A 20,958-nucleotide genomic window follows, 5' to 3' on the forward strand; every position below is an offset into this window, starting at 1 on the left:
GGCCGAAGCTTGAGGACACAAACGCCATGATCCGGTGTAAAGCGGACTCAGGTCAGCGGGTTCCAGCGTTGCGACCAGTCTTCATCGGACTGGATGACTTGACGCAGCAGGTCGAAGGCCCGTTGCAGGGTTGCCGAGTCGCGGTCGCGGGAATAGACCAGATAGGTCGGGTAGCTGAATTCCGGGGCCTTGGGCACCTGTTCCAGTACGCCGCTTTCCAGATAACTCTGCACCACGCGGGTACGGAAATAGCCACTGCCGCCGTTTTCAAGGATGTATTGCAAGCCCAGCGGGCCGAGGTTGAAGCTCAGGGCGGCCTTGGCTTTTTCCGGTAGGGCCGCATCGTGCTGGCGACGGAAATCCGGGCCCCAGTCGATGTAGACATAGGGATCGGGTTTACCGGGAAACCGCACGAGGACCAGTTTTTCCTCCAGCACCTGTTCTACTTGCAGGCGCGGCCAATACTCCGGTTGGTAGACCAGCGCCGCGTCCAACACCCCCAGTTCCAGTTGGCGCAGCAGGTTTTCGCCGTCGCGGATCTCCATGCGCAGCGCGTGGCTGGGAATCTTCTCCCGCAGCTCGCCGGCCCAGCTGAGCATCAGCGGGTTGCACAGGCTGACTTCGCCACCGATGTGCAATACGTCGTGGTAACCCTCAGGCAACGGCAAGTCCCGTCGCGCGGCGTCCCAGGTTTCGACCAGTTGATTGGCGTACACCACAAATGCTTCGCCGTTCGGAGTCAGACGGGCGCCGGCGCGGTTGCGCACGAACAATGTGCTGCCCAGTTGGCTTTCGAGTTTCTGCACGCGTGCGGTGATCGCGGTCTGGGTGACGTGGAGTTTTTCAGCGGCCGCGGCGAGGCTGCCGTGGCGGACGATTTCCAGAAAGGTGCGGGCGAGGTCGATGTCCATGGGGCGGCCGGTGCGGGAGGTGTGGGCATTGTAAACGGATACTGTGGGGCTCTCATTTTTTGATTGGGTGTATATCCGTTGTTGGGGTAACGGCGGCTATTGGTTTCGCCCTTACGGCGAGTCACTTTCGAAAAGCGCGAAAGTAACCAAAGCGCTTTTGCCCCTTTCGTTCGGTGCCTCGCTAATGCTCGGCATGCCCTCGCTCCGGTCCTGCTCCGTGGGCCCGCCGCCATCGGCCATCCATGGCCGGGGGCGGCTAACCCGGCATCCATGCCGGGTTGCCCACTGCGCAGAACCTCCACTCGGCCTCTCGAGGGTGCGCTTAGATCAAAAGCGGAAGGCGAGCTAACGCTCGGCCTGATGAGTGGTGAAGATCAAAAGCGCACGCCGATCCCTGTAGGAGCCGGCTTGCCGGCGAAAAACGTCTAGGCGACGCGTTCATTCAGACAGCCCGCGTTATCGTTGACGTCCATCGCCAGCAAGCTGGCTCCTACAAAGGAAATGCATATGTATTTGGATAAATACGATCAACTGTAGGAGCCGGCTTGCTGCGGGCGGCGTTCCGACGATAGCGGTGGGTCATCCAACATATTTATTGACTGAACGGACGCTATCGCCAGCAAGCCGGCTCCTACAGGGGGATGCGTACGAGCAAAGAACCAGGTCGGCTGGCAGGCCGCCTCGCTTTTGCTTTGGTTTTTGATCTTGATCTGCCCCGTCGGAAGGCCGAGTGGAGGTTCTGCGCAGTGGGCAACCCGGCATGGATGCCGGGTTAGCCGCCCCCGGCCATGGATGGCCGATGGCGGCGGGCCCACGGAGCAGGACCGGAGCGAGGGTATGGCGAGCCTTAGCGAGCCACCGTACGTCAGGGGCGCGGGCGCTTGGTTACTTGGCGCTTTTCCAAGTAACCCGCCGTAAGGGCGGAACCAATAGCCGCCGTCACCCCAGTAATGGATATGTACACCATCAAAAAACTCGTCGCCTGATACGCAGCCATCGCTGGCAAGCCAGCTCCTACAGGGTCCAAGGTGACCCCCGTGAGAGCAACGCCAATCTCAGGCCAGGCTTTCGCCGTTCAATTCAAAACGCAAAACACGAACAACCAAACGCCCCCCAAAATCCCTGAAAATCACTCACCGGCGCCGAAGACAACCGCGCCCGCTCATGGCTATGGGCATGCACGGCGCAAGCCCCGACACACTGATGAACCTGCGCCGTCATCGGCGCCAACGGTTTCCAATGGCCCGGCACGTTCACCACCGGTGACCATTCCGGCACCACCGGCACAGGCGGCGGCCCGAGTTTCTCGAACTCGGCGGTGCCATAGACAATCTTGCCGTCGACAATCGTCAGCACCGACTCGATCCATTTGACCGCTTCATCCTCGATGTGGAAATAGTCCGCCGACAGCGCAATCAGGTCCGCCAGTTGCCCGACCTTGATCTGGCCTTTCTTGCCCTGCTCGGAAGAGAACCAGGCGCTGCCGTGGGTGAACAACTCCAGCGCCGTGTCGCGGCTCAAGCCTTGCGGGTACAGCGCCAGACCACCGACAGTGCGGCCGCTGACCAGCCAATACATCGAAGTCCAGGGGTTGTAGCTCGACACCCGCGTGGCGTCGGTGCCGGCACCGACCGGTACACCTTCGGCGAGCATGCGCGCGATGGGTGGTGTGTGTTCGGCAGCCTTGGCGCCGTAGCGGTCGACGAAGTACTCGCCTTGAAAGGCCATGCGGTCCTGAATCGCAATGCCGCCGCCCAAGGCTTTGACGCGCTCGATGTTCTGCGGGGTGATGGTTTCGGCGTGGTCGAAAAACCATGGCAAACCGTCGAACGGGATGTCGCGATTGACCTTCTCGAACACATCGAGCATGCGGCTGATGGATTCGTTGTACGTGGCGTGCAGGCGGAATGGCCAACGCTGCTCCACCAGATGCCGGACCACTGGCTCCAGTTCCTGCTCCATGGTTTGCGGCAGGTCCGGGCGTGGTTCCAGGAAGTCTTCGAAATCCGCCGCCGAAAACACCAGCATTTCCCCGGCACCGTTGTGCCGCAGGAAATCGTCGCCCTGGCCGTAATGCGACGTGCCGGTCCAGTTTTTGAAGTCGGTCAGCTCTTCCTTGGGTTTCTGCGTGAACAGGTTATAGGCGATCCGCACCGTCAGCTGTTGGTCTTTGGCCAGTTGCTGGATCACCTGATAGTCGTCCGGGTAATTCTGATAACCGCCGCCGGCGTCGATGGCGCTGGTGACGCCGAGGCGATTGAGTTCGCGCATGAACTGCCGGGTCGAGTTGACCTGGTACTCCAGCGGCAGTTTCGGGCCCTTGGCCAGGGTCGAATACAGAATCATCGCGTTAGGGCGCGCGATCAGCATGCCGGTCGGGTCGCCGTTGGCATCTCGCTGGATTTCACCGCCCGGCGGGTTCGGCGTGTCGCGGGTGTAGCCGACTACTTTCAACGCGGCGCGGTTGAGCAGGGCGCGGTCGTAGAGGTGCAGCACGAACACCGGCGTATCCGGCGCGGCTTTGTTCAGTTCATCAATCGTTGGCAGGCGCTTTTCGGCGAACTGGAATTCGTTCCAGCCGCCGACCACCCGTACCCATTGCGGCGTGGGTGTGCGGTCGGCCTGATCCTTGAGCATCCGCAAGGCATCGACCAAGGACGGCACGCCTTCCCAGCGCAACTCAAGGTTGTAATTCAAGCCGCCACGGATCAAGTGCAGGTGCGAGTCATTGAGGCCGGGAATCACCGTGCGACCGTGCAGATCAATGATTTGCGTGCCGGGACCTTGCAGGGCCATGGCCTGAGCGTCGCTGCCGACCACCACGAAGCGTCCGTCTTTGATCGCGACGGCGCTGGCCTGGGGTTTCTTGCGATCGACGGTGTGCAGGCGTCCGTTGTACAGAATGAGGTCGGCCGGGGCATCTGGCATGGTTTTACTCCCTGCGATTAGCGGGCTGATCCAGGCGCCGACGGCACCTGCCGTAAGGCCTTGCAGTACACGTCGACGGTTGAAACCGTCGTGCTCGTCAGGTGGGCTCATGCAGTGTTCTCCGCTCGGTTCTTTCATAGAAGAAAAAGGGGACAGAACAGCCGATGTCTGACGCATGCGGCCAGAAGGAATATAGACCGCAAATTCACCGACAGCCGTTTTCCAAAGGTGAAAAACGACGAATCCCGCCACAAGGGGCGGGATTCGTATGCAACCAGAGAGGCTCCCGAGCGCGGGAACCGCCGTCTTAGCTTGGGAACAGCTCGGACAGTTTCATGGCCAGCATCATGTCGCCTTCAGCGCGCAGTTTGCCGCCCATGAACGCTTGCATGCCGTCGGTCGAACCGTCAACGATGCCTTCCAGGGTTTCGCCGTCCATCACCAGAGTGACCTGGGCGTCCGGGTTTTCGCCTTCTTGCAGTTCGCAGGTGCTGTTCTTGACGATCAGCGAGAAGTTCTTGGTGTCGTCGATGCGGAAACCGAAAACCAGGTCCAGGCCGGCAGCAGCGGCTGGGTTGAACTTGGCTTTCATTGCTTGTACGGCATCAGCTACGGAGGTCATGGTTCGATCCTTTCTTGGGTAATTAGAGCTGGGTGATTACAGCCAGGGTCACAATAGTCCGGACTCAGCGAAACGTGATGAGTTCCGGTGCTTTCAACAGTTGCAGGTGCGCATGACTGTTGAAAGAAGCCAGTGCCACCTCGCGGCCACGGAATTTCAGCTGGTTGAGCGAGGTGTTGACGATTTGCCAGTTCAGTTCAAAGGCCTGCCTGGCGGGCATTTGCGTAATGAGGTGGAGCAGGGCAGTGATGGTGCCGCCGGAGGTGAACACGGCGATTTTCTGGGTGTTGTCGGCGCTTTCGAGGATGCGATGCAGGCCGGCCTGCACCCGCTCGACAAAGCCCAGCCAGCTTTCCAGGCCCGGCGTGTCATACGTACCGGCCAGCCAGCGCTCGATGATCAGCGCGAAAATACGCTGGAACTCGGCGCGGTTTTGCGCGGCATTGCGCAGGATGTCCAGCGCTTCGGGCTCATCATCGAGCATGGCCGGCAACAGCGCGCGGATGACCGCGTCGGCGTCGAATTCGTTGAACGCGGAATCGATTTCCACGGTCGGCACCGGCAGGCCCACGGCCGCGAACTGTTCCAGCGCGCTGTTGGCCGTATGCTGCTGACGGCGCAGGTCGCCCGACAGGCAGCGGTCGAAGCTGATACCCAGCTCGGCGAGGTGCCGGCCGAGGACTTCTGCCTGGCGAATACCGGTCGGCGACAGGACGTCATAGTCGTCTGCACCAAAGGAGGCCTGGCCATGTCGAATCAAATAGATAGTGCCCACGTCCGCGTCTTCCCGGTACGTTGAAGGTTCGGCGAGGTTATGAGGATGGCGGTGAGCTGTCAATGAAAAAACATACGCTTGTTTGAAATGCCCGTTACAGGCCTGTTGCCAGAGGTTTCACGGCTGGCCGCCGAGCCGGCGCATGGGTATGCTGATGGTATCCCGCGCGCGTTTATGCAGCGCATTGTATTGAAGGAGTGACTGTGGATTTTCTGTCCGAGTACGCCAGTTTCCTGGCTAAAACCGTGACACTGGTGATCGCCATTCTGGTGGTCCTGGCCAGTTTCGCGGCATTGCGCAGCAAAGGTCGACGCAAGTCGGCCGGCCAGTTGCAAGTCAGCAAACTCAATGATTTCTACAAAGGGCTGCGCGAACGCCTGGAGCAGACCTTGCTCGACAAGGACCAGCTCAAGGCCTTGCGCAAGGTCGAGGCTAAATCCGAGAAAAAGCAAAAGAAGAAACCCGAAGCAAAACCGCGGGTGTTCGTGCTGGATTTCGACGGTGACATCAAGGCATCGGCCACTGAAAGCCTGCGTCACGAGATCACCGCGCTGCTGACCCTGGCCACGCCAAAGGACGAAGTGGTGCTGCGTCTGGAAAGCGGTGGCGGCATGGTTCACAGCTACGGCCTGGCATCCTCGCAACTGGCGCGCATCCGCGATGCCGGCGTGCCTTTGACCGTGTGTATCGACAAGGTCGCGGCCAGTGGCGGTTACATGATGGCGTGCATCGGCGAGAAGATCATCAGCGCGCCGTTCGCGATTCTCGGCTCGATCGGCGTGGTGGCGCAGTTGCCCAACGTCAATCGCCTGCTGAAAAAGCACGACATCGACTTTGAAGTCCTGACCGCCGGCGAGTACAAACGCACCCTCACCGTGTTTGGCGAAAATACCGAGAAGGGCCGTGAGAAGTTCCAGGAAGACCTGGACATCACTCACCAGCTGTTCAAGAACTTCGTTTCCCGCTATCGCCCGCAACTGGCCATCGACGAAGTGGCGACCGGCGAAATCTGGCTCGGCATTGCGGCGCTGGACAAGCAACTGGTGGACGAGCTCAAGACCAGCGATGAATACCTCGCCGAGCGCGCGAAGAAATCGGAGCTTTATCACCTGCACTACGCCGAACGCAAAAGCCTGCAAGAGCGCATCGGCATGGCGGCCAGCGGCTCGGTCGATCGCGTATTGCTGAGCTGGTGGAGTCGGTTGACCCAGCAACGCTTCTGGTGATTTTTCAAAACACCGTCGCCTGAAAAATGAAACCGTGGATAGCCTCCACGGTTTTTTTTTGCCTTTCGCAAGGCCGCGCTTTCCGTGCGCATGCAGCGAAATTTCCTATCGTCACTGTCAATCGGTCCGGCTTTTTCGGCAGCCCGGGTTGGGTAGGGTGGTGTTCCTGAAATGATTGCAATGGAATGCACCATGAAAGAGCTCCCTCATAACAACGCTGCCGGCCCGCATCCTGCGCCCTCTGCACGAATGCGAGACGAACTGAAAGCCGCGCTGGATATCGCGCTGCCCCAGACCCCCGGTCAGTTTGGCGAACACCTGATCAAGGAAAAATGGGGCCAGGGAATTGATCCGCAGACAGCCTTGCTGGTTACGCTTGATTACAACTACAAGGGCCATCCAGCAGAAAACGGTATCGAGCAAGGGCAAGTGGCGAGTTCCCGCTCGCTGCTGCAAACGTTGTTATCCAACTATCAGACTGTGGGTGACGGGCGTTTCGCTGAAACAGCGTTCGGCCTGTACACGCCGCCGGATATCGGGCCTGCCGTACGCATTGTGAAAAACGTCGATGAGTTCGCCGATCACGGCAGCGGCAATCACCAGATGTATGAAGGCATCTATCGCCAAACCACACCGCAAGTTTACGGGCCTTCAACACAGATCAACCTGAGGCCTGCCGATTATAAGAAATGGGTCTGGGAACTGGAACTGAAGGACTTGTACGAAGCGTATCTCGGTCAAGCCTGGCCAGCCGATGACGTACTTGTTGCAGCCGAACCTTACGCGCTGAGGACGTCGGTCAAAGCGGCGTTCGCCATGGCCGCCTGGTTGCAGTTTCACGAACAACGCCTGTCGCCAAAAGGCCTGGAACTGGCGATGCGAGCGGCGGGTTTACCGCCCGATCAGCCATGGGAAACACTCACCACCGAGCAACTGCAAGCACCGACTCACGCGCCTTCCTCGGTCAGGATCGGCCGGTTAAAGCTCTACCGTTATACCGCGACCGATATCTGGGCCTTTCGCGACACAGCAAGCGCCAGAGTGCTGTTGTACATTCCCGGCAACTCTTCTCCGCTGCACGAATTCGTCGATGCCAATCAACTGCACCAGTGGATTGCCACTCAAGGCCGGGTGAGTGAGACCAGGCAGGCATTGGCCGCCCACTTTGTTGAAGATGACCGCGAAGACGGTACGTTTCATGCCGGTGTTCTGACGGCGCTGGATGGCATGGCGTTGTATCCGGCAAAACACTGGCTGACGAACAATGCCGGTTTTTTCAACAACGACGGCTACTGGGACCCGGACGAGTACATTGGCTACGACGATCCGGCATCTGACACCGATCCGTTTGCCCAGTGCGTGCTGACGATGAAGCAGGCAGCCCGGGCCAGCATCAAAAGCATCCGTGACGATGCCCAGGTCAATCGTGACAATCTAAGCGCGGTCGTTGAGCCGCTTGTGCAGTGGGTCAACCGCTTTGGGCCCTTGGCGTTGTTCGTTCCGGGAGGCGAGGGGATATTGGCGTTGGCCGGGCTTATCGATGCGGGCTACGGCATTGATCAGGTGGTCAACGCTAAGACATCCAGCGAACGGTCTGAGGGCGTGACGCGCACTGTTTTTGGCTTGCTCAATGCCTTGCCGATCGTCGCGGAGGTGGCGCAAAAAGGTGACGCAGTCATCGTCGATTCAGTAGAGGAAGGCGCAAGGCCCGTGCCGGAAGTGGCTGTTGCTCCAACTCCAGGCCCTTCGAACGTGGTGCCGGCGACCCGCGTCGAACTCATTCGCGCAATTGGCCCCTCTGTGGCGTCGTTCAGCGATGAAGTGCTGGCGCAGATCGGCAAGGTCAGCACGATTGACGACGACATGCTGCGGTTGATCCAGACTGGCCGCTCGCCGACGCCCTTGTTGGCTGACACCATCAATCGCTTCAGGATCGATCAGGAGCTCGGGCCGGCCGGGGACCCGGTGCTATTCGGCCAACGTTACGCTGAACTGCAACGTTCAGAGCTTGAATGGGTCCGGTTGTTCCAGGAGCAGTACCCGGACCTGCCAACCAGCGCAATCGAACAAATGCTCGACCGCTATGGCGTGGATATCCAAAGAGCGCCCGAGATGGCCGAGGCCAGGCAGGTTTTCGCACGTCTGGACAGCAAGGCACGGCAATACCAACAGCATGTGCGGCTCAATCGCGCCTATGAAGGCTTTTATCTGCGCTCGGTGGTGAACGCCGAGATGGACAGGCTGGCGTTGCACTCCCTGAAAAACCTGCCCGGCTGGCCCTTGGACTTGCGGATCGAGGTCCTCGACGGTTCGTCCACTGGCCGGGTGCTTGACCGTTGCGGTCCCCTCGATACCCCGCACTTCCGATACGTCATCAAGGTGGGAAACCGTTACCTGCGGCAAGGCCGGCAAACGGATTTCTACGACGCGATCCTCGGCGTGCTGTCGGAGGAGGAGCGCTCACTGTTGCATCTCACGTCGCTGGATCCAGCCAGCGAGTTGCGGCTCAGCCTCAGCGATCATGCATTGTCCCGAACCGAAACCCTGCTTGGCTTGCAAAGGCTCGACTCCGGGTTGACCTTCGAGCGGCAGGGGCTGCGCGGTGGAGGCTACCCGACGACGCCTCAGGGTGACGCCATGAAACTGCAGGCCACCCGGTTACAGATCAAGGACATTTACCCGGACTTCACCGACGCGGACGCGGATCAGGTCATACAGCGTGCGGGTGTATCCGTGCAGGCGCACATCGACGGGCTGAATCTTCAGTTGCACCAACTCAACACCGAGTTGATGGAATGGGTCGATCAAGCCGCGCAAGACATTGAACACATCGAACTTCCCTTGCTGGCCATGGGCGACGAAGCCGCTGCGGGTATGAGCCATGCGCAAATCGCCGTGCACAATGCGCATGTCCTGCAAACGGGGTTGAATGAGGAGCGAGCGATCAGGACTGAGCTTGCCGTAGAGCTTGTCGCTATCTGGCAAAAACGCGGGCCACCGCTAAATCGCCTGTACTCAGGCGAGCAGCTGCACGGCGTCAGGCTCGATCTTGCCTTTGAGAACTATCACCGATTGCCCACCCTGAGTGTCCGGTTGGACGATGTGCTCGAATTGTCGATGCAAGGCTTCCATCTGACCGAGGAGGGCAGTTTGAACGGCTTTCTCGAAAGCTTCCCGAATCTTGAGACGTTAAATCTGGAAAACGTCGACTTGCGTCATTTCTCCGAGGACGGCCACGAGGGGTGCGCCTTGCCTCCTTCCCTTTGCGGGTTGAGACACCTGTCCTCACTCAATCTGCGCGCCACCCAACTGGTATTCAGTGAGCGCGCCGCTTCACAACTGACCGATCTGACCAGTCTGCAAAGCCTCGACCTGAGTGACAACCCGTTGGGCGTACCGCCGATGGTGCTCGGCTTGAATAACCTGCGTCAGCTCAACCTGAGGAATACCGGAATAAGTCGATGCCCGGTCGGGATCACGCATGAGCCGTACCTGACCTCCCTGGATTTGCGCGATAACCAGATCACGCGGGTCCCCCAGGCGGTGCTGAACCAGGCCATCGCCAGGGATCGAGTGCTGCTGTGGAACAACCCGTTGACCGACGAAGACACGTTGCGGCGTCTGATTACGCATCGAGAACAAACGGGGATCAACTTGTGGTTGAGTGCGGCGGGGCCTGACTATGGGAATCCGGCGGCCTGGTTGAACGGGACTGAAGCAGGGCTGCTCGATGCCCGGCTGCAAATCTGGCAGCGATTGGCGCTCAAGCCAGGTGGCGGGCGGTTTTTAGGGACCATGAACACATTGACGCTCACCCCGGATTTCCAGGTCAACTATCCGGACCTTCAGGCACGGGTATGGCGACTGTTGACGGAAGCAGACGCTTCGGACCAGTTGTGGGGGCGATTGAGCAGGAATACACCTATGCCGGAGGGCGCTTTCGACAACCCTCTTGCGGTTTTCGCGGTGCTGGAAAACCGTGCGCAGCTATACCGGGACTGGGTGGCCTTGGGGCAACCGATTCCGATCGAGCGATAGCAGATTGGTGGAGCTGATAAAGCCCTGATCCCATGGGGTCAGGGCTTTATGTGGTCAGCGGCGACGGAACAGCGGCAGCGGTTCGTCGGTGGCGGCCTGATAGGTCACCGAGAAGTCCTTGAGACCTTCCAGGGCTTCGTACGGGTCTTTATCGGCGCGCACTGCAAAGGCGTCGAAACCGCAGCGATGCATGTAGAACAACTGGTCGCGCAGCACATCGCCGATCGCCCGCAGTTCGCCTTTGAAACCGTAACGGTCACGCAGGAGGCGGGCGTTGGAGTAGTTGCGGCCATCGGTGAAGGCCGGGAAGTTCAAGGCGATGACCTGGAAACTCGCCACGTCCTCACCAATTTCTTCGGCTTCTTCATCGGCATCCAGCCACACGCCCAGGCCGCCATCGCGGGCCTTGAGCATACGGCTGTGCTCGCGCCACAGCTGCAAAGGGACGATGTAATCGTCGCAGTTGGTGATCTCGTCGATACTGAAATCCTTGGGCAGCAAGTGCCAGGTTTCGTCGACGACTTCGTTGTTCTTAATTATTCGCTGCATAGACGCGTTCCTTGAAGAGGTCGATGCCAATACGCTGATAGGTGTCGATGAAACGCTCGTCTTCGGTACGTTGTTCGATGTACACGTCGATCAGCTTCTCGATCACGTCTGGCATGGCGTCCTGGGCAAAGGACGGGCCGAGGATCTTGCCCAGGCTCGCATCACGGCTGGCGCTGCCGCCGAGGGATACCTGGTAGAACTCTTCGCCTTTCTTGTCCACCCCGAGAATACCGATGTGGCCGACGTGGTGGTGACCACAGGCGTTCATGCAGCCGGAGATGTTCAGGTCCAGTTCACCGATGTCGAACAGGTAGTCCAGGTCGTCGAAACGGCGCTGGATCGATTCGGCGATCGGGATCGACTTGGCGTTGGCCAACGAGCAGAAATCGCCGCCAGGGCAGCAGATGATGTCGGTCAGCAAACCGATGTTCGGCGTGGCGAAACCTTGCTCGCGCAATTCGCCCCACATGGCGAACAGTTGGGACTGTTCGACGTCGGCCAGAATGATGTTCTGCTCGTGGGACGTACGCAGTTGACCGAAGCTGTAGCGATCGGCCAGGTCGGCCACGGCATCGAGCTGCTTGTCGGTGATGTCGCCCGGCGCAACGCCGGTCGGCTTCAGGGACAGGGTCACGGCAACATAGCCCGGCTTTTTGTGCGCCAGGGTGTTGCGGGTACGCCAGCGGGCGAAGCCCGGGTGCTGCTTGTCGAACTCGGCCAGCTCGGCGGTCTGGTTGTCCAGCGCCTTGTAGTCCGGGTCGACGAAGTGTTTGGCGACGCGATGCACTTCGGCTTCGGTCAGCGTGGTCTGGCCACCGCGAAGGTGTTCCATTTCCGCGTCGACTTTCTGCGCGAAGACTTCAGGTGTCAGGGCCTTGACCAGGATCTTGATCCGCGCCTTGTACTTGTTGTCCCGACGGCCATAGCGGTTGTACACGCGCAGGATGGCGTCGAGGTAGCTCAACAGGTCTTGCCACGGCAGGAACTCATTGATGAACGCCCCGACCACCGGCGTACGACCGAGGCCGCCACCGACCAGCACACGGAAACCCAGTTCGCCAGCGGCGTTGTGCACCGGCTCAAGGCCGATGTCGTGGACTTCGATGGCCGCACGGTCGGAAGTCGAACCGTTGATGGCGATCTTGAACTTGCGCGGCAGGTAAGCGAATTCCGGGTGGAACGTGGTCCACTGGCGGACGATCTCGCACCATGGGCGCGGATCGATCAGCTCGTCGGCAGCGACACCGGCGAACTGGTCGGTGGTGACGTTGCGCAGGCAGTTGCCGCTGGTCTGGATCGCGTGCATCTGCACGGTCGCCAGTTCGGCAAGGATGTCCGGGATGTCTTCCAGCGCCGGCCAGTTGAACTGCACGTTCTGGCGGGTGCTGATGTGGGCGTAGCCCTTGTCATAGTCGCGGGCAATCTTCGCCATCATTCGCGTCTGGCGCGAAGTCAGCTGGCCGTAAGGCACCGCCACTCGCAACATCGGCGCGAAGCGTTGGATGTAAAGCCCGTTTTGCAGACGCAGAGGGCGGAATTCTTCTTCGCTCAGCTCGCCTGCCAGATAGCGTCGGGTCTGATCACGGAACTGCTTGACGCGGTCCTCGATGATCCGCTGATCGTACTCGTCGTATACGTACATATAAGTCCTGTTCTCAGGCTTGGGCCGGTCGGATCCAGTTGCGTTTTTCGCCTGGAAAGTCTCCGATACTGCCTCGGCAATTCTGCGCGCACGGCCGCGCACTCCCAACGGAGCCGGGGCAAGATACCAGTTTGGAGTTATGCGCAAAAGTGATGTTTGAGTATATGTAAAGAACCAAATCGACTAACGAGAATCGTTATTACTAAACCCGTATTTGTGGTGTGGGCAATCATCGTCTTAACTGTGGTCGAGTCTTTATGCAATCACCGATAAAACCGACAAGAGGCGATGCAATGAGCAACCCTACCAAAGCTTCAAAGCCTGACAGTACGGTCGATGCTTGGGCCATTCTGTTTCTGATCATTCTGGTCGTGGGGACAGCGGTATTCTGGGTCAGCCATCAATAACCGACCCCGTCCGGGCCCGGCCCCGACAATTGTCGGACAAAAACTGTAATAAACGCCGTTTTACGGGTGTTCGCTGGCTATAATGCGCGGCGAATTTCCGGGGGCTCGGACGATCCATGTTGAAGTTTTTCTACACCTTTCTGTTGCTGCTCGGCACGGTTTACGGCCCTGCTGCGCGAGCGGAATCGGTGTTGTTCCTGAATCCCGGGGAAACTGACGAAGCCTTCTGGGTCAGCTATTCGCAATTCATGCAAGCGGCCGCCACGGACCTGGGTATCGACCTGCGGATTCTCTATTCCCGGCGCATGCCGGAACTCACGCTGGCGCAAGCGCGCCGTGCGCTGCAAGGTCCCGATCGTCCGGACTATCTGATTTTCGCCAACGAACAGTACATTGCCCCGCAAGTGTTGCGCCTGGCGCAAGGCAGCGGCGTGAAACTGTTTATGGTCAACGCGTCGCTGACGGCCAACCAAATGAGCCTGCTGGGTGAACGCCCTGATCGACTGGGCAGCCTGGTGCCCAACGACGAGGAGGGCGGTTACCTGATGGCCAAGGAGCTGATTCGCCAGCATCCGCCCGTGGCGCCCGGCCAGGTGATCGAGTTGCTGGCGTTCTCCGGTCTGAAGATCACGCCGTCGGCGCAACTGCGTGAGCAAGGCATGATGCGAGCGCTGGCCGAGCACCCGCAAGTGCGTTTGCGGCAACTGGTTTACAGCGGTTGGACCCGCGAACGTGCGTATGAACAGGCAAAGTTGCTGTTCCGGCGCGACCCGAAAGTCTCGCTGGTGTGGTCAGCCAATGACGAAATGGCGTTTGGCGCCATGCAGGCCTATTCGGAGACGGGCGGTGTGCCCGGAAAGGACGCATTGTTCAGCGCGGTCAATACCTCGACGGCCGCGTTGCAGGCAAAGGTCGACGGAAAGTTGAGCGTATTGTTGGGCGGACATTTCACTTTGGGCGGTTGGGCGCTTGTGCAGGTGCATGACCTTGATCGGGGCGTGGACATCAGCCAGTACGGCGGCCGTGACCGCCAGATCCCGCTGCTGCAACTGGTCGACAGGGCAACCGCCAGGCGAATGCTGGCCATGGGTGAGTCGCCGGACTACGGCGTGAACTTCCGCCGAATGTCGGCCAAGGGCCGGCCTGTGTCCTATCGTTATCCGTTCAGCCTGCAAACCCTGATGCGCTAAACCCCGGCCAGCATGATCACCAGTTGCACGATGCCGTAGAGCGTCAATGCAAACACCGCCGTGAACAGAATCCCCAGAATCACGAAATGACTCGGCTTGCCGTGGGTGAAATCCCGCGCACGGTTCTTTCCGCTTTGCACCCCGAACGCCGCCGCCATGACGCTGTGCAGCATCTGCCAGAAAGTAGGCGGCTTGTTGTCGACTGGATCGTCCATAAACCCCTCGTCACTTGTGTGTGAATCGTAAGCATAGACATTCCAACCGGATCCTGTTGGAGCGAGGCTTGCCCGCGAAGAAGCCACCGCAGTCCTACAGGAAAACCGCGTCATCGTTCTTCGCGGGCAAGCCTCGCTCCTACAGAGGCGATGCTCAGCGCGAAGAGTGGTTAGTTGTCGTAACCCAGGTTCGGCGCCAACCAGCGTTCGGTCACGCTCAACTCCTGACCTTTACGCGAGGTGTAGCTCTGCACCTGATCCTTGTCGATCTTGCCCACTGCGAAGTACTGCGCCTGCGGGTGAGCGAAGTACCAGCCGCTGACCGCCGCCGCCGGGAACATCGCGTAGTGTTCGGTGAGGAACACGCCGCTGCGGCCGGCGCGCATTTCGGCGGCTTCGGGGTCGAGCAGCGCAAACAGCGCGGCCTTCTCGGTGTGATCGGGGCACGCCGGGTAGCCCGGAGCAGGGCGGATGCCGGTGTATTGCTCTTTGATCAGCGCCTCGTTGTCCAGCGTCTCGTCCTTGGCATAACCCCAGTAATCCTTACGAACCTGCTGGTGCAGCCATTCGGCACAGGCCTCGGCCAGACGGTCGGCCAGGGCCTTGACCATGATCGAGTTGTAATCGTCGCCGGCGTCCTGATACGCCTTGGCCACTTCTTCGGCACCGATGCCGGCGGTGGTGATGAAACCTCCCACGTAGTCGGTGATTTCGCTGTCCTTCGGTGCAACGAAGTCAGCCAATGAGAAGTTCGGCTTGCCGTCGGTCTTGATGATCTGCTGACGCAGGTGATGCAGCTTGGCCAATGGCTTGCCGTCATCGCCGTAGACTTCGATGTCGTCGTCACGCACCTGGTTGGCTGGCCAGAAGCCGAACACTGCGCGGGCGCTGATCAGTTTCTCGTCGATCAGTTTGGCGAGCATTTCCTGGGCATCGGCGTACAGCGCGGTGGCGGCTTCACCGACCACTTCATCCGTGAGGATGCGCGGGAACTTGCCGGCCAGGTCCCAGGAGATGAAGAACGGCGTCCAGTCGATGTATTCGGCCAGGACTTTGAGGTCGATGTTGTCCAGCACTTTGGAGCCGGTGAACGTTGGCTTGACCGGCGCGTAGGTGCTCCAGTCGAACTGCGGCTTCTTGGCGATGGCTGCCGGGTAGCTCAGGCGTTCGGTGCGGGCGCTGCGGTTGGCAGTGCGTTCGCGAACGTCGATGTATTCCAGACGGGTCTTCTCGACGAAACCGGCTTTCAATTCCTTGGACAGCAACTGCGTCGCCACGCCCACGGCGCGGGAAGCGTCGGTCACGTAGATCACCGCGTCGTTGCTGTACTTCGGCTCGATCTTCACCGCCGTGTGTGCCTTGGAGGTGGTCGCGCCGCCGATCATCAACGGCAGGTGGAAGTCCTGGCGCTGCATTTCGCGGGCGACGTGGACCATTTCATCCAGCGACGGCGTGATCAGGCCGGACAGGCCGATGATGTCGCACTTCTGCTCCTTGGCCACTTGCAGGATCTTCTCGGCCGGCACCATCACGCCGAGGTCGACGATGTCGTAGCCGTTGCAGCCGAGTACCACGCCGACAATGTTCTTGCCGATGTCGTGCACGTCGCCTTTCACCGTTGCCATCAGGATCTTGCCCTTGGCTTCCGGCTTGTCACCTTTTTCCAGTTCGATGAACGGGATCAAGTGGGCCACGGCCTGCTTCATTACACGAGCGGATTTCACCACCTGCGGCAGGAACATTTTACCGGCGCCGAACAGGTCGCCGACGATGTTCATGCCGGACATCAGCGGGCCTTCGATCACCTCGATCGGGCGGGCGAACGACTGGCGCGATTCTTCGGTGTCTTCGACGATGTGCGTGGTGATGCCTTTGACCAGTGCGTGCTCAAGACGTTTGTTGACCTCCCAGCCGCGCCACTCTTCGGTCTCGGCTTCCTTGACGCTGCCGTCGCCCTTGTACTTGTCGGCGATGGCGAGGAGGGCGTCGGTGCCTTCCGGGGTGCGGTTGAGGATCACGTCTTCGACGGCGTCGCGCAATTCCACCGGGATCTGGTCGTAGATCTCCAGTTGGCCGGCGTTGACGATACCCATGGTCAGGCCGTTGCGGATCGCATACAGCAGGAACACCGAGTGAATCGCCTCACGCACCGGGTTGTTGCCGCGGAACGAGAACGACACGTTCGACACGCCGCCCGAAGTCAGCGCGTACGGCAGTTCGTCACGGATGTAGGCACAGGCGTTGATGAAGTCCACAGCGTAGTTGTTGTGTTCTTCAATACCGGTGGCCACGGCAAAGATGTTCGGGTCGAAGATGATGTCTTCCGGCGGGAAGCCGACTTCGTTGACCAGAATGTCGTAGGAGCGTTTGCAGATTTCTTTCTTGCGCGCTTCGGTGTCGGCCTGGCCGGCTTCGTCGAAGGCCATCACGACGACTGCAGCGCCATAGCGCTTGCACAGCTTGGCGTGATGGATGAACTGCTCGACGCCTTCTTTCATGCTGATCGAGTTGACGATGCCCTTGCCCTGGATGCATTTCAGGCCGGCTTCGATCACTTCCCACTTCGAGGAGTCGATCATGATCGGTACGCGGGAGATGTCCGGTTCGCCGGCAATCAGATTGAGGAAGGTCACCATGGCCTTCTTCGAATCGAGCATCCCTTCGTCCATGTTGATGTCGATCACCTGGGCGCCGGCTTCGACCTGCTGCAGGGCGACTTCCAGGGCTTCGGTGTAGTTGTCTTCACGGATCAGGCGGGCGAATTTGGCCGAGCCGGTGATGTTGGTGCGCTCGCCGACGTTGACGAACAACGAGCTGCGATCGATGGTGAACGGCTCCAGGCCCGAGAGGCGGCAAGCCTTGGGAATGTCCGGGATTTCACGCGGTGCATAACCGGCCACGGCTTTGGCGATGGCTTCGATATGGCCCGGCGTGGTGCCGCAGCAACCGCCGACGATGTTGAGGAAGCCGCTTTGGGCGAATTCTTCGATGACCTTGGCGGTTTGCGACGGCAGTTCGTCGTACTCGCCGAATTCGTTCGGCAGGCCGGCGTTCGGGTGCGCCGAAACGTGGGTGCCGGCCTTGTTCGACAGCTCTTCCAGGTACGGGCGCAGTTCGCTGGCGCCGAGGGCGCAGTTCAGGCCGACCGAAATCGGTTTGGCGTGGGCCACGGAGTTCCAGAACGCTTCGGTGGTCTGGCCGGAAAGGGTACGGCCGGAGGCGTCGGTGATGGTGCCGGAAATCATGATCGGCAGCTCGATGCCCAACTCTTCGAACACCCCTTGCACGGCGAAGATCGCGGCTTTGGCGTTCAGGGTGTCGAAAATGGTTTCGATCAGGATCAGGTCGGCGCCGCCTTCGATCAGGCCTTTGGTGGCCTCGGTGTAGTTTTCCACCAGTTCATCGAAGGTCACGTTGCGATAGCCGGGGTTGTTCACGTCCGGGGACAGCGAGCAGGTGCGGCTGGTCGGGCCGAGCACGCCGGCGACGAAGCGCGGCTTGTCCGGGTTCTCGAGGGTCTTCGCATCGGCGATCTTGCGGGCCAGGCGAGCGCCTTCTACGTTCAGTTCGTAGGCCAGTTCTTCCATGCCGTAGTCGGCCATGGAAATCCGCGTGGCGTTGAAGGTGTTGGTTTCCAGAATGTCAGCGCCGGCATCCAGGTAGGCTTTTTCGATGCCACCGATCACGTCCGGGCGCGTCAGCACCAACAGGTCGTTGTTGCCTTTGACATCGCTTGGCCAGTCGGCAAAGCGTTTGCCACGGTAATCCTGTTCTTCGAGCTTGTAGCTCTGGATCATCGTGCCCATGCCGCCATCGAGAATCAGAATGCGCTCTTTGAGGGCGTGCTTGAGGGCTTGAAGGCGAACACTGCGATCGGACATTGGGACTACTCGGAAAGACCATGACGAAGGGGCGGAATCATAGCAAACCTGTGCGGTTTTAGAGCATGTCGGGGAATTGCATGAATATCGCTCATGTTGGTCGGCGCGCTGTCCCGGTAGAATCGCTGCGTTTTTTCAAGGATCGGGAACAGGGACATGTCGTATCGCGTCGTCATCAGCAGCGTACTGCTGTTTTTAAGCTGGGGCGCCGTGGCGCAGGGCCTGGCGCCTTCCGCTGGCATTTCCTACACCCGCGACATCCAACCGATCTTCACCGAAAAGTGCGTGGCCTGCCATGCCTGCAATGACGCCGCCTGTCAGCTCAACCTGGGCAGCGGCGAAGGCGCGGCACGCGGTGCGTCGAAAGTCCCGGTTTATGACGGCGACCGCAGCCAGGCGGCCGCGCCGACCCGGTTGTTTTATGACGCCTTCGGCAAGCACGCCTGGCAGCAAAAGGGCTTCTATCCGGTACTCGACGCCCAGGGCAGCCAGGCCGCGTTGATGGCGCGGATGCTGGAACTGGGTCACAAAACGCCTTTGACGCCCAATGCCAAATTGCCGGAAGACATCGTCCTGGGCCTCAATCGTGAAAACATGTGCGCGATGCCGGCCGAGTTCGACGGTTACGCGGGCGCTCATCCGAAGGAAGGCATGCCGCTGGCGGTCACCGGCCTGACCGATCAGCAGTACCAGACGCTGCAACGCTGGCTGGCCTCGGGTGCGCCGATCGATGAACAAGGCCTGGTGCCTTCGGCGAAAGAAGCCTTGCAAGTGGTGCAGTGGGAAAACCTGCTCAACTCGCCGGGCGCCCGGCAGAGTCTGGTGGGGCGCTGGTTGTTCGAGCACTGGTTCCTTGCCCACATTTACTTCAAGGACGGTGAGCCGGGGCATTTCTTCCAGTGGGTGCGTTCGCGCACGCCGACCGGCCAGCCGATTGACCTGATCAACACCCGCCGCCCGAATGACGATCCGGGCACGCAGGTGTATTACCGCTTGTGGCCGGTGCAGGGCGTGATCGTGCAGAAGACCCACATCACCTACCCGCTGAGTGCGGCGAAGATGGCGCGGGTCAAAAGCCTGTTCTACAACGGCAACTGGCAGGCCAATGCCTTGCCGGGCTACGGTCCGGAACGCCGGGCCAATCCGTTTGCCACGTTCGAGGCGATTCCGGCGCAGGCGCGCTATCAGTTCATGCTCGATAACGCCGAATACTTCGTGCGCACGTTTATCCGTGGGCCGGTGTGCCGTGGGCAGATCGCCACGGATGTGATTCGCGATAACTTCTGGGCGCTGTTCCAGGCGCCGGAACACGATCTCTACATCATCGACCCGATCTACCGCGGCCAAGCCACGCCGTTGCTGGCCATGCCGGGGCAGAACGACGATGTCGGCAGCGTGCTGAGCCTGTGGCATGACTATCGCGACAAACGTAACGAGTATGAAGTGCTGCGCCGCGACAACTACGCTGACGCGCCCGCGCCGAGCTGGTCGACTTTGTGGGCCGGCAACGACAATGCATTGCTGACCATCTTCCGGCATTTCGACAGCGCCTCGGTGAACAAGGGCCTGATCGGCGATGTGCCGCAAACGATGTGGCTGTTCGATTTCCCGTTGCTGGAGCGCACGTATTATCAGTTGGCGGTCAACTTCGACGTGTACGGCAACGTTTCCCATCAAGCGCAGACGCGCCTGTATTTCGACCTGATCCGTAATGGTGCCGAGCAGAACTTCCTGCGCCTGATGCCCGCCGATTCACGCGACGACTATCTCGACGACTGGTACCAGAGCAGCGGCAAATTCAAGATGTGGCTGGATTACGAGGCCATCGACAACGACAAGCCGACGGCACTGAACCTCGACGAAAAAGACCCGAAACGCGACTTTTCCATGCAATTGCTGGCCCGTTACGGCGAGCTCAATGCCAAGCCCGATCCGATCAACCGCTGCGACGGGGCCTATTGCTCGCGGCCGAACATCGACCCGGATTTGCAGAGCGCCGAGCAGGCCTTGAGTCGCCTGACCTCACGGCCCGCCGCCGGGTTGAAGGTCATTGATCAACTGCCGGAAGCGACGATGCTGCGTATCGAAGCCGCGAGCGGCAAACGCGAGGTTTACAGCCTGTTGCGCAATCGCGCGCACAGTAACGTCGCATTCCTGCTCGGTGAGTCGCTGCGTTATCAGCCGGGGCTCGACACGCTCACGATCTTTCCGGGTGTGCTCAGCAGCTATCCGAACTTCATGTTCAACATTCCCGCCGATCAAGTGCCAGCCTTTGTCGAGGCGATGGAAAACGCCAAGGATGCCAATCGCTTCGAGAAAATCGTCGAACGCTGGGGGATTCGCCGCAGTCATCCGCAATTCTGGTTCTACTTCCATGACCTGAGCCGGTACGTCCACGAAACCGATCCGGTGGAAGAGGGCGTGCTGGACATGAACCGCTACGAGAATCTTTGATTGGTTACAGTTCCCCCCTGTGGGAGCGGGCTTGCTCGCGAATGCGGTGTGTCAGACACATTAATGTCAACTGACACACCGCATTCGCGAGCAAGCCCGCTCCCACAGGGGGTATTGTCG

General features: G+C 59.9%; 12 protein-coding genes. 4 read left to right on the forward strand and 8 right to left on the reverse strand.

Annotated elements, in window-relative coordinates; genetic code table 11:
• Positions 1-47 precede the first annotated feature (47 nt).
• The 4 genes from IB246_RS26975 to IB246_RS26990 form a co-directional block, all read right to left on the reverse strand.
• Positions 48-911 (reverse strand): LysR family transcriptional regulator, encoded by an 864-nt coding sequence (locus tag IB246_RS26975; RefSeq protein ID WP_008031541.1) that lies wholly within the window; start codon positions 909-911, stop codon positions 48-50.
• A gap of 1,080 nt (positions 912-1,991) precedes the next feature.
• Positions 1,992-3,839, reverse strand: coding sequence for an amidohydrolase (locus tag IB246_RS26980; RefSeq protein ID WP_032832524.1), 1,848 nt, complete (start codon positions 3,837-3,839; stop codon positions 1,992-1,994).
• A gap of 307 nt (positions 3,840-4,146) precedes the next feature.
• Positions 4,147-4,461: an SCP2 sterol-binding domain-containing protein gene (locus IB246_RS26985; RefSeq protein ID WP_007976511.1), complete on the reverse strand. Its 315-nt coding sequence runs from the start codon at positions 4,459-4,461 to the stop codon at positions 4,147-4,149.
• Positions 4,462-4,525: 64 nt separating this feature from the next.
• Positions 4,526-5,236 (reverse strand): histidine phosphatase family protein, encoded by a 711-nt coding sequence (locus IB246_RS26990; protein WP_008035704.1) that lies wholly within the window; start codon positions 5,234-5,236, stop codon positions 4,526-4,528.
• A 203-nt stretch (positions 5,237-5,439) separates the two neighbouring features.
• Between IB246_RS26990 and sohB the strand changes: the two genes are divergently transcribed.
• Positions 5,440-6,462 (forward strand): protease SohB, encoded by a 1,023-nt coding sequence (sohB, locus tag IB246_RS26995; protein ID WP_008035703.1) that lies wholly within the window; start codon positions 5,440-5,442, stop codon positions 6,460-6,462.
• A gap of 192 nt (positions 6,463-6,654) precedes the next feature.
• Positions 6,655-10,500, forward strand: a complete 3,846-nt coding sequence (locus IB246_RS27000; protein ID WP_008040084.1) for a dermonecrotic toxin domain-containing protein — start codon at positions 6,655-6,657, stop codon at positions 10,498-10,500.
• A 54-nt stretch (positions 10,501-10,554) separates the two neighbouring features.
• Here the strand turns inward: IB246_RS27000 and IB246_RS27005 are convergent, their stop codons facing one another.
• Positions 10,555-11,049 carry a DUF934 domain-containing protein gene (locus IB246_RS27005; protein ID WP_008040083.1) on the reverse strand — a complete coding sequence of 165 codons (495 nt, stop codon included), beginning with the start codon at positions 11,047-11,049 and terminating at the stop codon, positions 10,555-10,557.
• Positions 11,033-12,691: a nitrite/sulfite reductase gene (locus IB246_RS27010; protein ID WP_008040081.1), complete on the reverse strand. Its 1,659-nt coding sequence runs from the start codon at positions 12,689-12,691 to the stop codon at positions 11,033-11,035. Before IB246_RS27010 ends, IB246_RS27005 begins: the two co-directional genes overlap by 17 nt.
• A 523-nt stretch (positions 12,692-13,214) precedes the next feature.
• Between IB246_RS27010 and IB246_RS27015 the strand changes: the two genes are divergently transcribed.
• Positions 13,215-14,288, forward strand: a complete 1,074-nt coding sequence (locus tag IB246_RS27015) for an ABC transporter substrate-binding protein (protein ID WP_008040078.1) — start codon at positions 13,215-13,217, stop codon at positions 14,286-14,288.
• Here the strand turns inward: IB246_RS27015 and IB246_RS27020 are convergent.
• Together IB246_RS27020 and metH are read right to left on the reverse strand one after the other, a co-directional pair.
• A complete protein-coding gene (locus IB246_RS27020; RefSeq protein ID WP_008035799.1) occupies positions 14,285-14,503 on the reverse strand; it encodes a DUF2970 domain-containing protein in 219 nt (72 codons plus the stop codon). The two genes, IB246_RS27015 and IB246_RS27020, sit on opposite strands and share 4 nt — an antisense overlap.
• A gap of 170 nt (positions 14,504-14,673) precedes the next feature.
• On the reverse strand, positions 14,674-18,384 hold the full coding sequence (gene metH, locus IB246_RS27025) for a methionine synthase (RefSeq protein WP_008040076.1): 3,711 nt from the start codon (positions 18,382-18,384) through the stop codon (positions 14,674-14,676).
• A gap of 156 nt (positions 18,385-18,540) precedes the next feature.
• Here metH and IB246_RS27030 point away from each other — a divergent pair, with 156 nt between their 5' ends.
• On the forward strand, positions 18,541-20,838 hold the full coding sequence (locus IB246_RS27030; RefSeq protein WP_008040074.1) for a fatty acid cis/trans isomerase: 2,298 nt from the start codon (positions 18,541-18,543) through the stop codon (positions 20,836-20,838).
• The last annotated feature ends 120 nt before the right edge of the window (positions 20,839-20,958 follow it).

The sequence above is a fragment of the Pseudomonas sp. PDM01 genome (assembly GCF_014852325.1).
GTDB lineage: Bacteria > Pseudomonadota > Gammaproteobacteria > Pseudomonadales > Pseudomonadaceae > Aquipseudomonas > Aquipseudomonas migulae.

Excerpts from the sequence above, each read along its gene's own strand:
- metH (WP_008040076.1), bottom strand. The coding sequence starts at position 18,384 with ATGTCCGATCGCAGTGTTCGCCTTCAAGCCCTCAAGCACGCCCTCAAA.
- IB246_RS27030 (WP_008040074.1), top strand. The coding sequence starts at position 18,541 with ATGTCGTATCGCGTCGTCATCAGCAGCGTACTGCTGTTTTTAAGCTGG.
- IB246_RS27015 (WP_008040078.1), top strand. The coding sequence starts at position 13,215 with ATGTTGAAGTTTTTCTACACCTTTCTGTTGCTGCTCGGCACGGTTTAC.
- IB246_RS27010 (WP_008040081.1), bottom strand. The coding sequence starts at position 12,691 with ATGTACGTATACGACGAGTACGATCAGCGGATCATCGAGGACCGCGTC.
- IB246_RS27020 (WP_008035799.1), bottom strand. The coding sequence starts at position 14,503 with ATGGACGATCCAGTCGACAACAAGCCGCCTACTTTCTGGCAGATGCTG.
- IB246_RS27000 (WP_008040084.1), top strand. The coding sequence starts at position 6,655 with ATGAAAGAGCTCCCTCATAACAACGCTGCCGGCCCGCATCCTGCGCCC.
- IB246_RS27005 (WP_008040083.1), bottom strand. The coding sequence starts at position 11,049 with ATGCAGCGAATAATTAAGAACAACGAAGTCGTCGACGAAACCTGGCAC.
- IB246_RS26975 (WP_008031541.1), bottom strand. The coding sequence starts at position 911 with ATGGACATCGACCTCGCCCGCACCTTTCTGGAAATCGTCCGCCACGGC.
- IB246_RS26985 (WP_007976511.1), bottom strand. The coding sequence starts at position 4,461 with ATGACCTCCGTAGCTGATGCCGTACAAGCAATGAAAGCCAAGTTCAAC.
- IB246_RS26980 (WP_032832524.1), bottom strand. The coding sequence starts at position 3,839 with ATGCCAGATGCCCCGGCCGACCTCATTCTGTACAACGGACGCCTGCAC.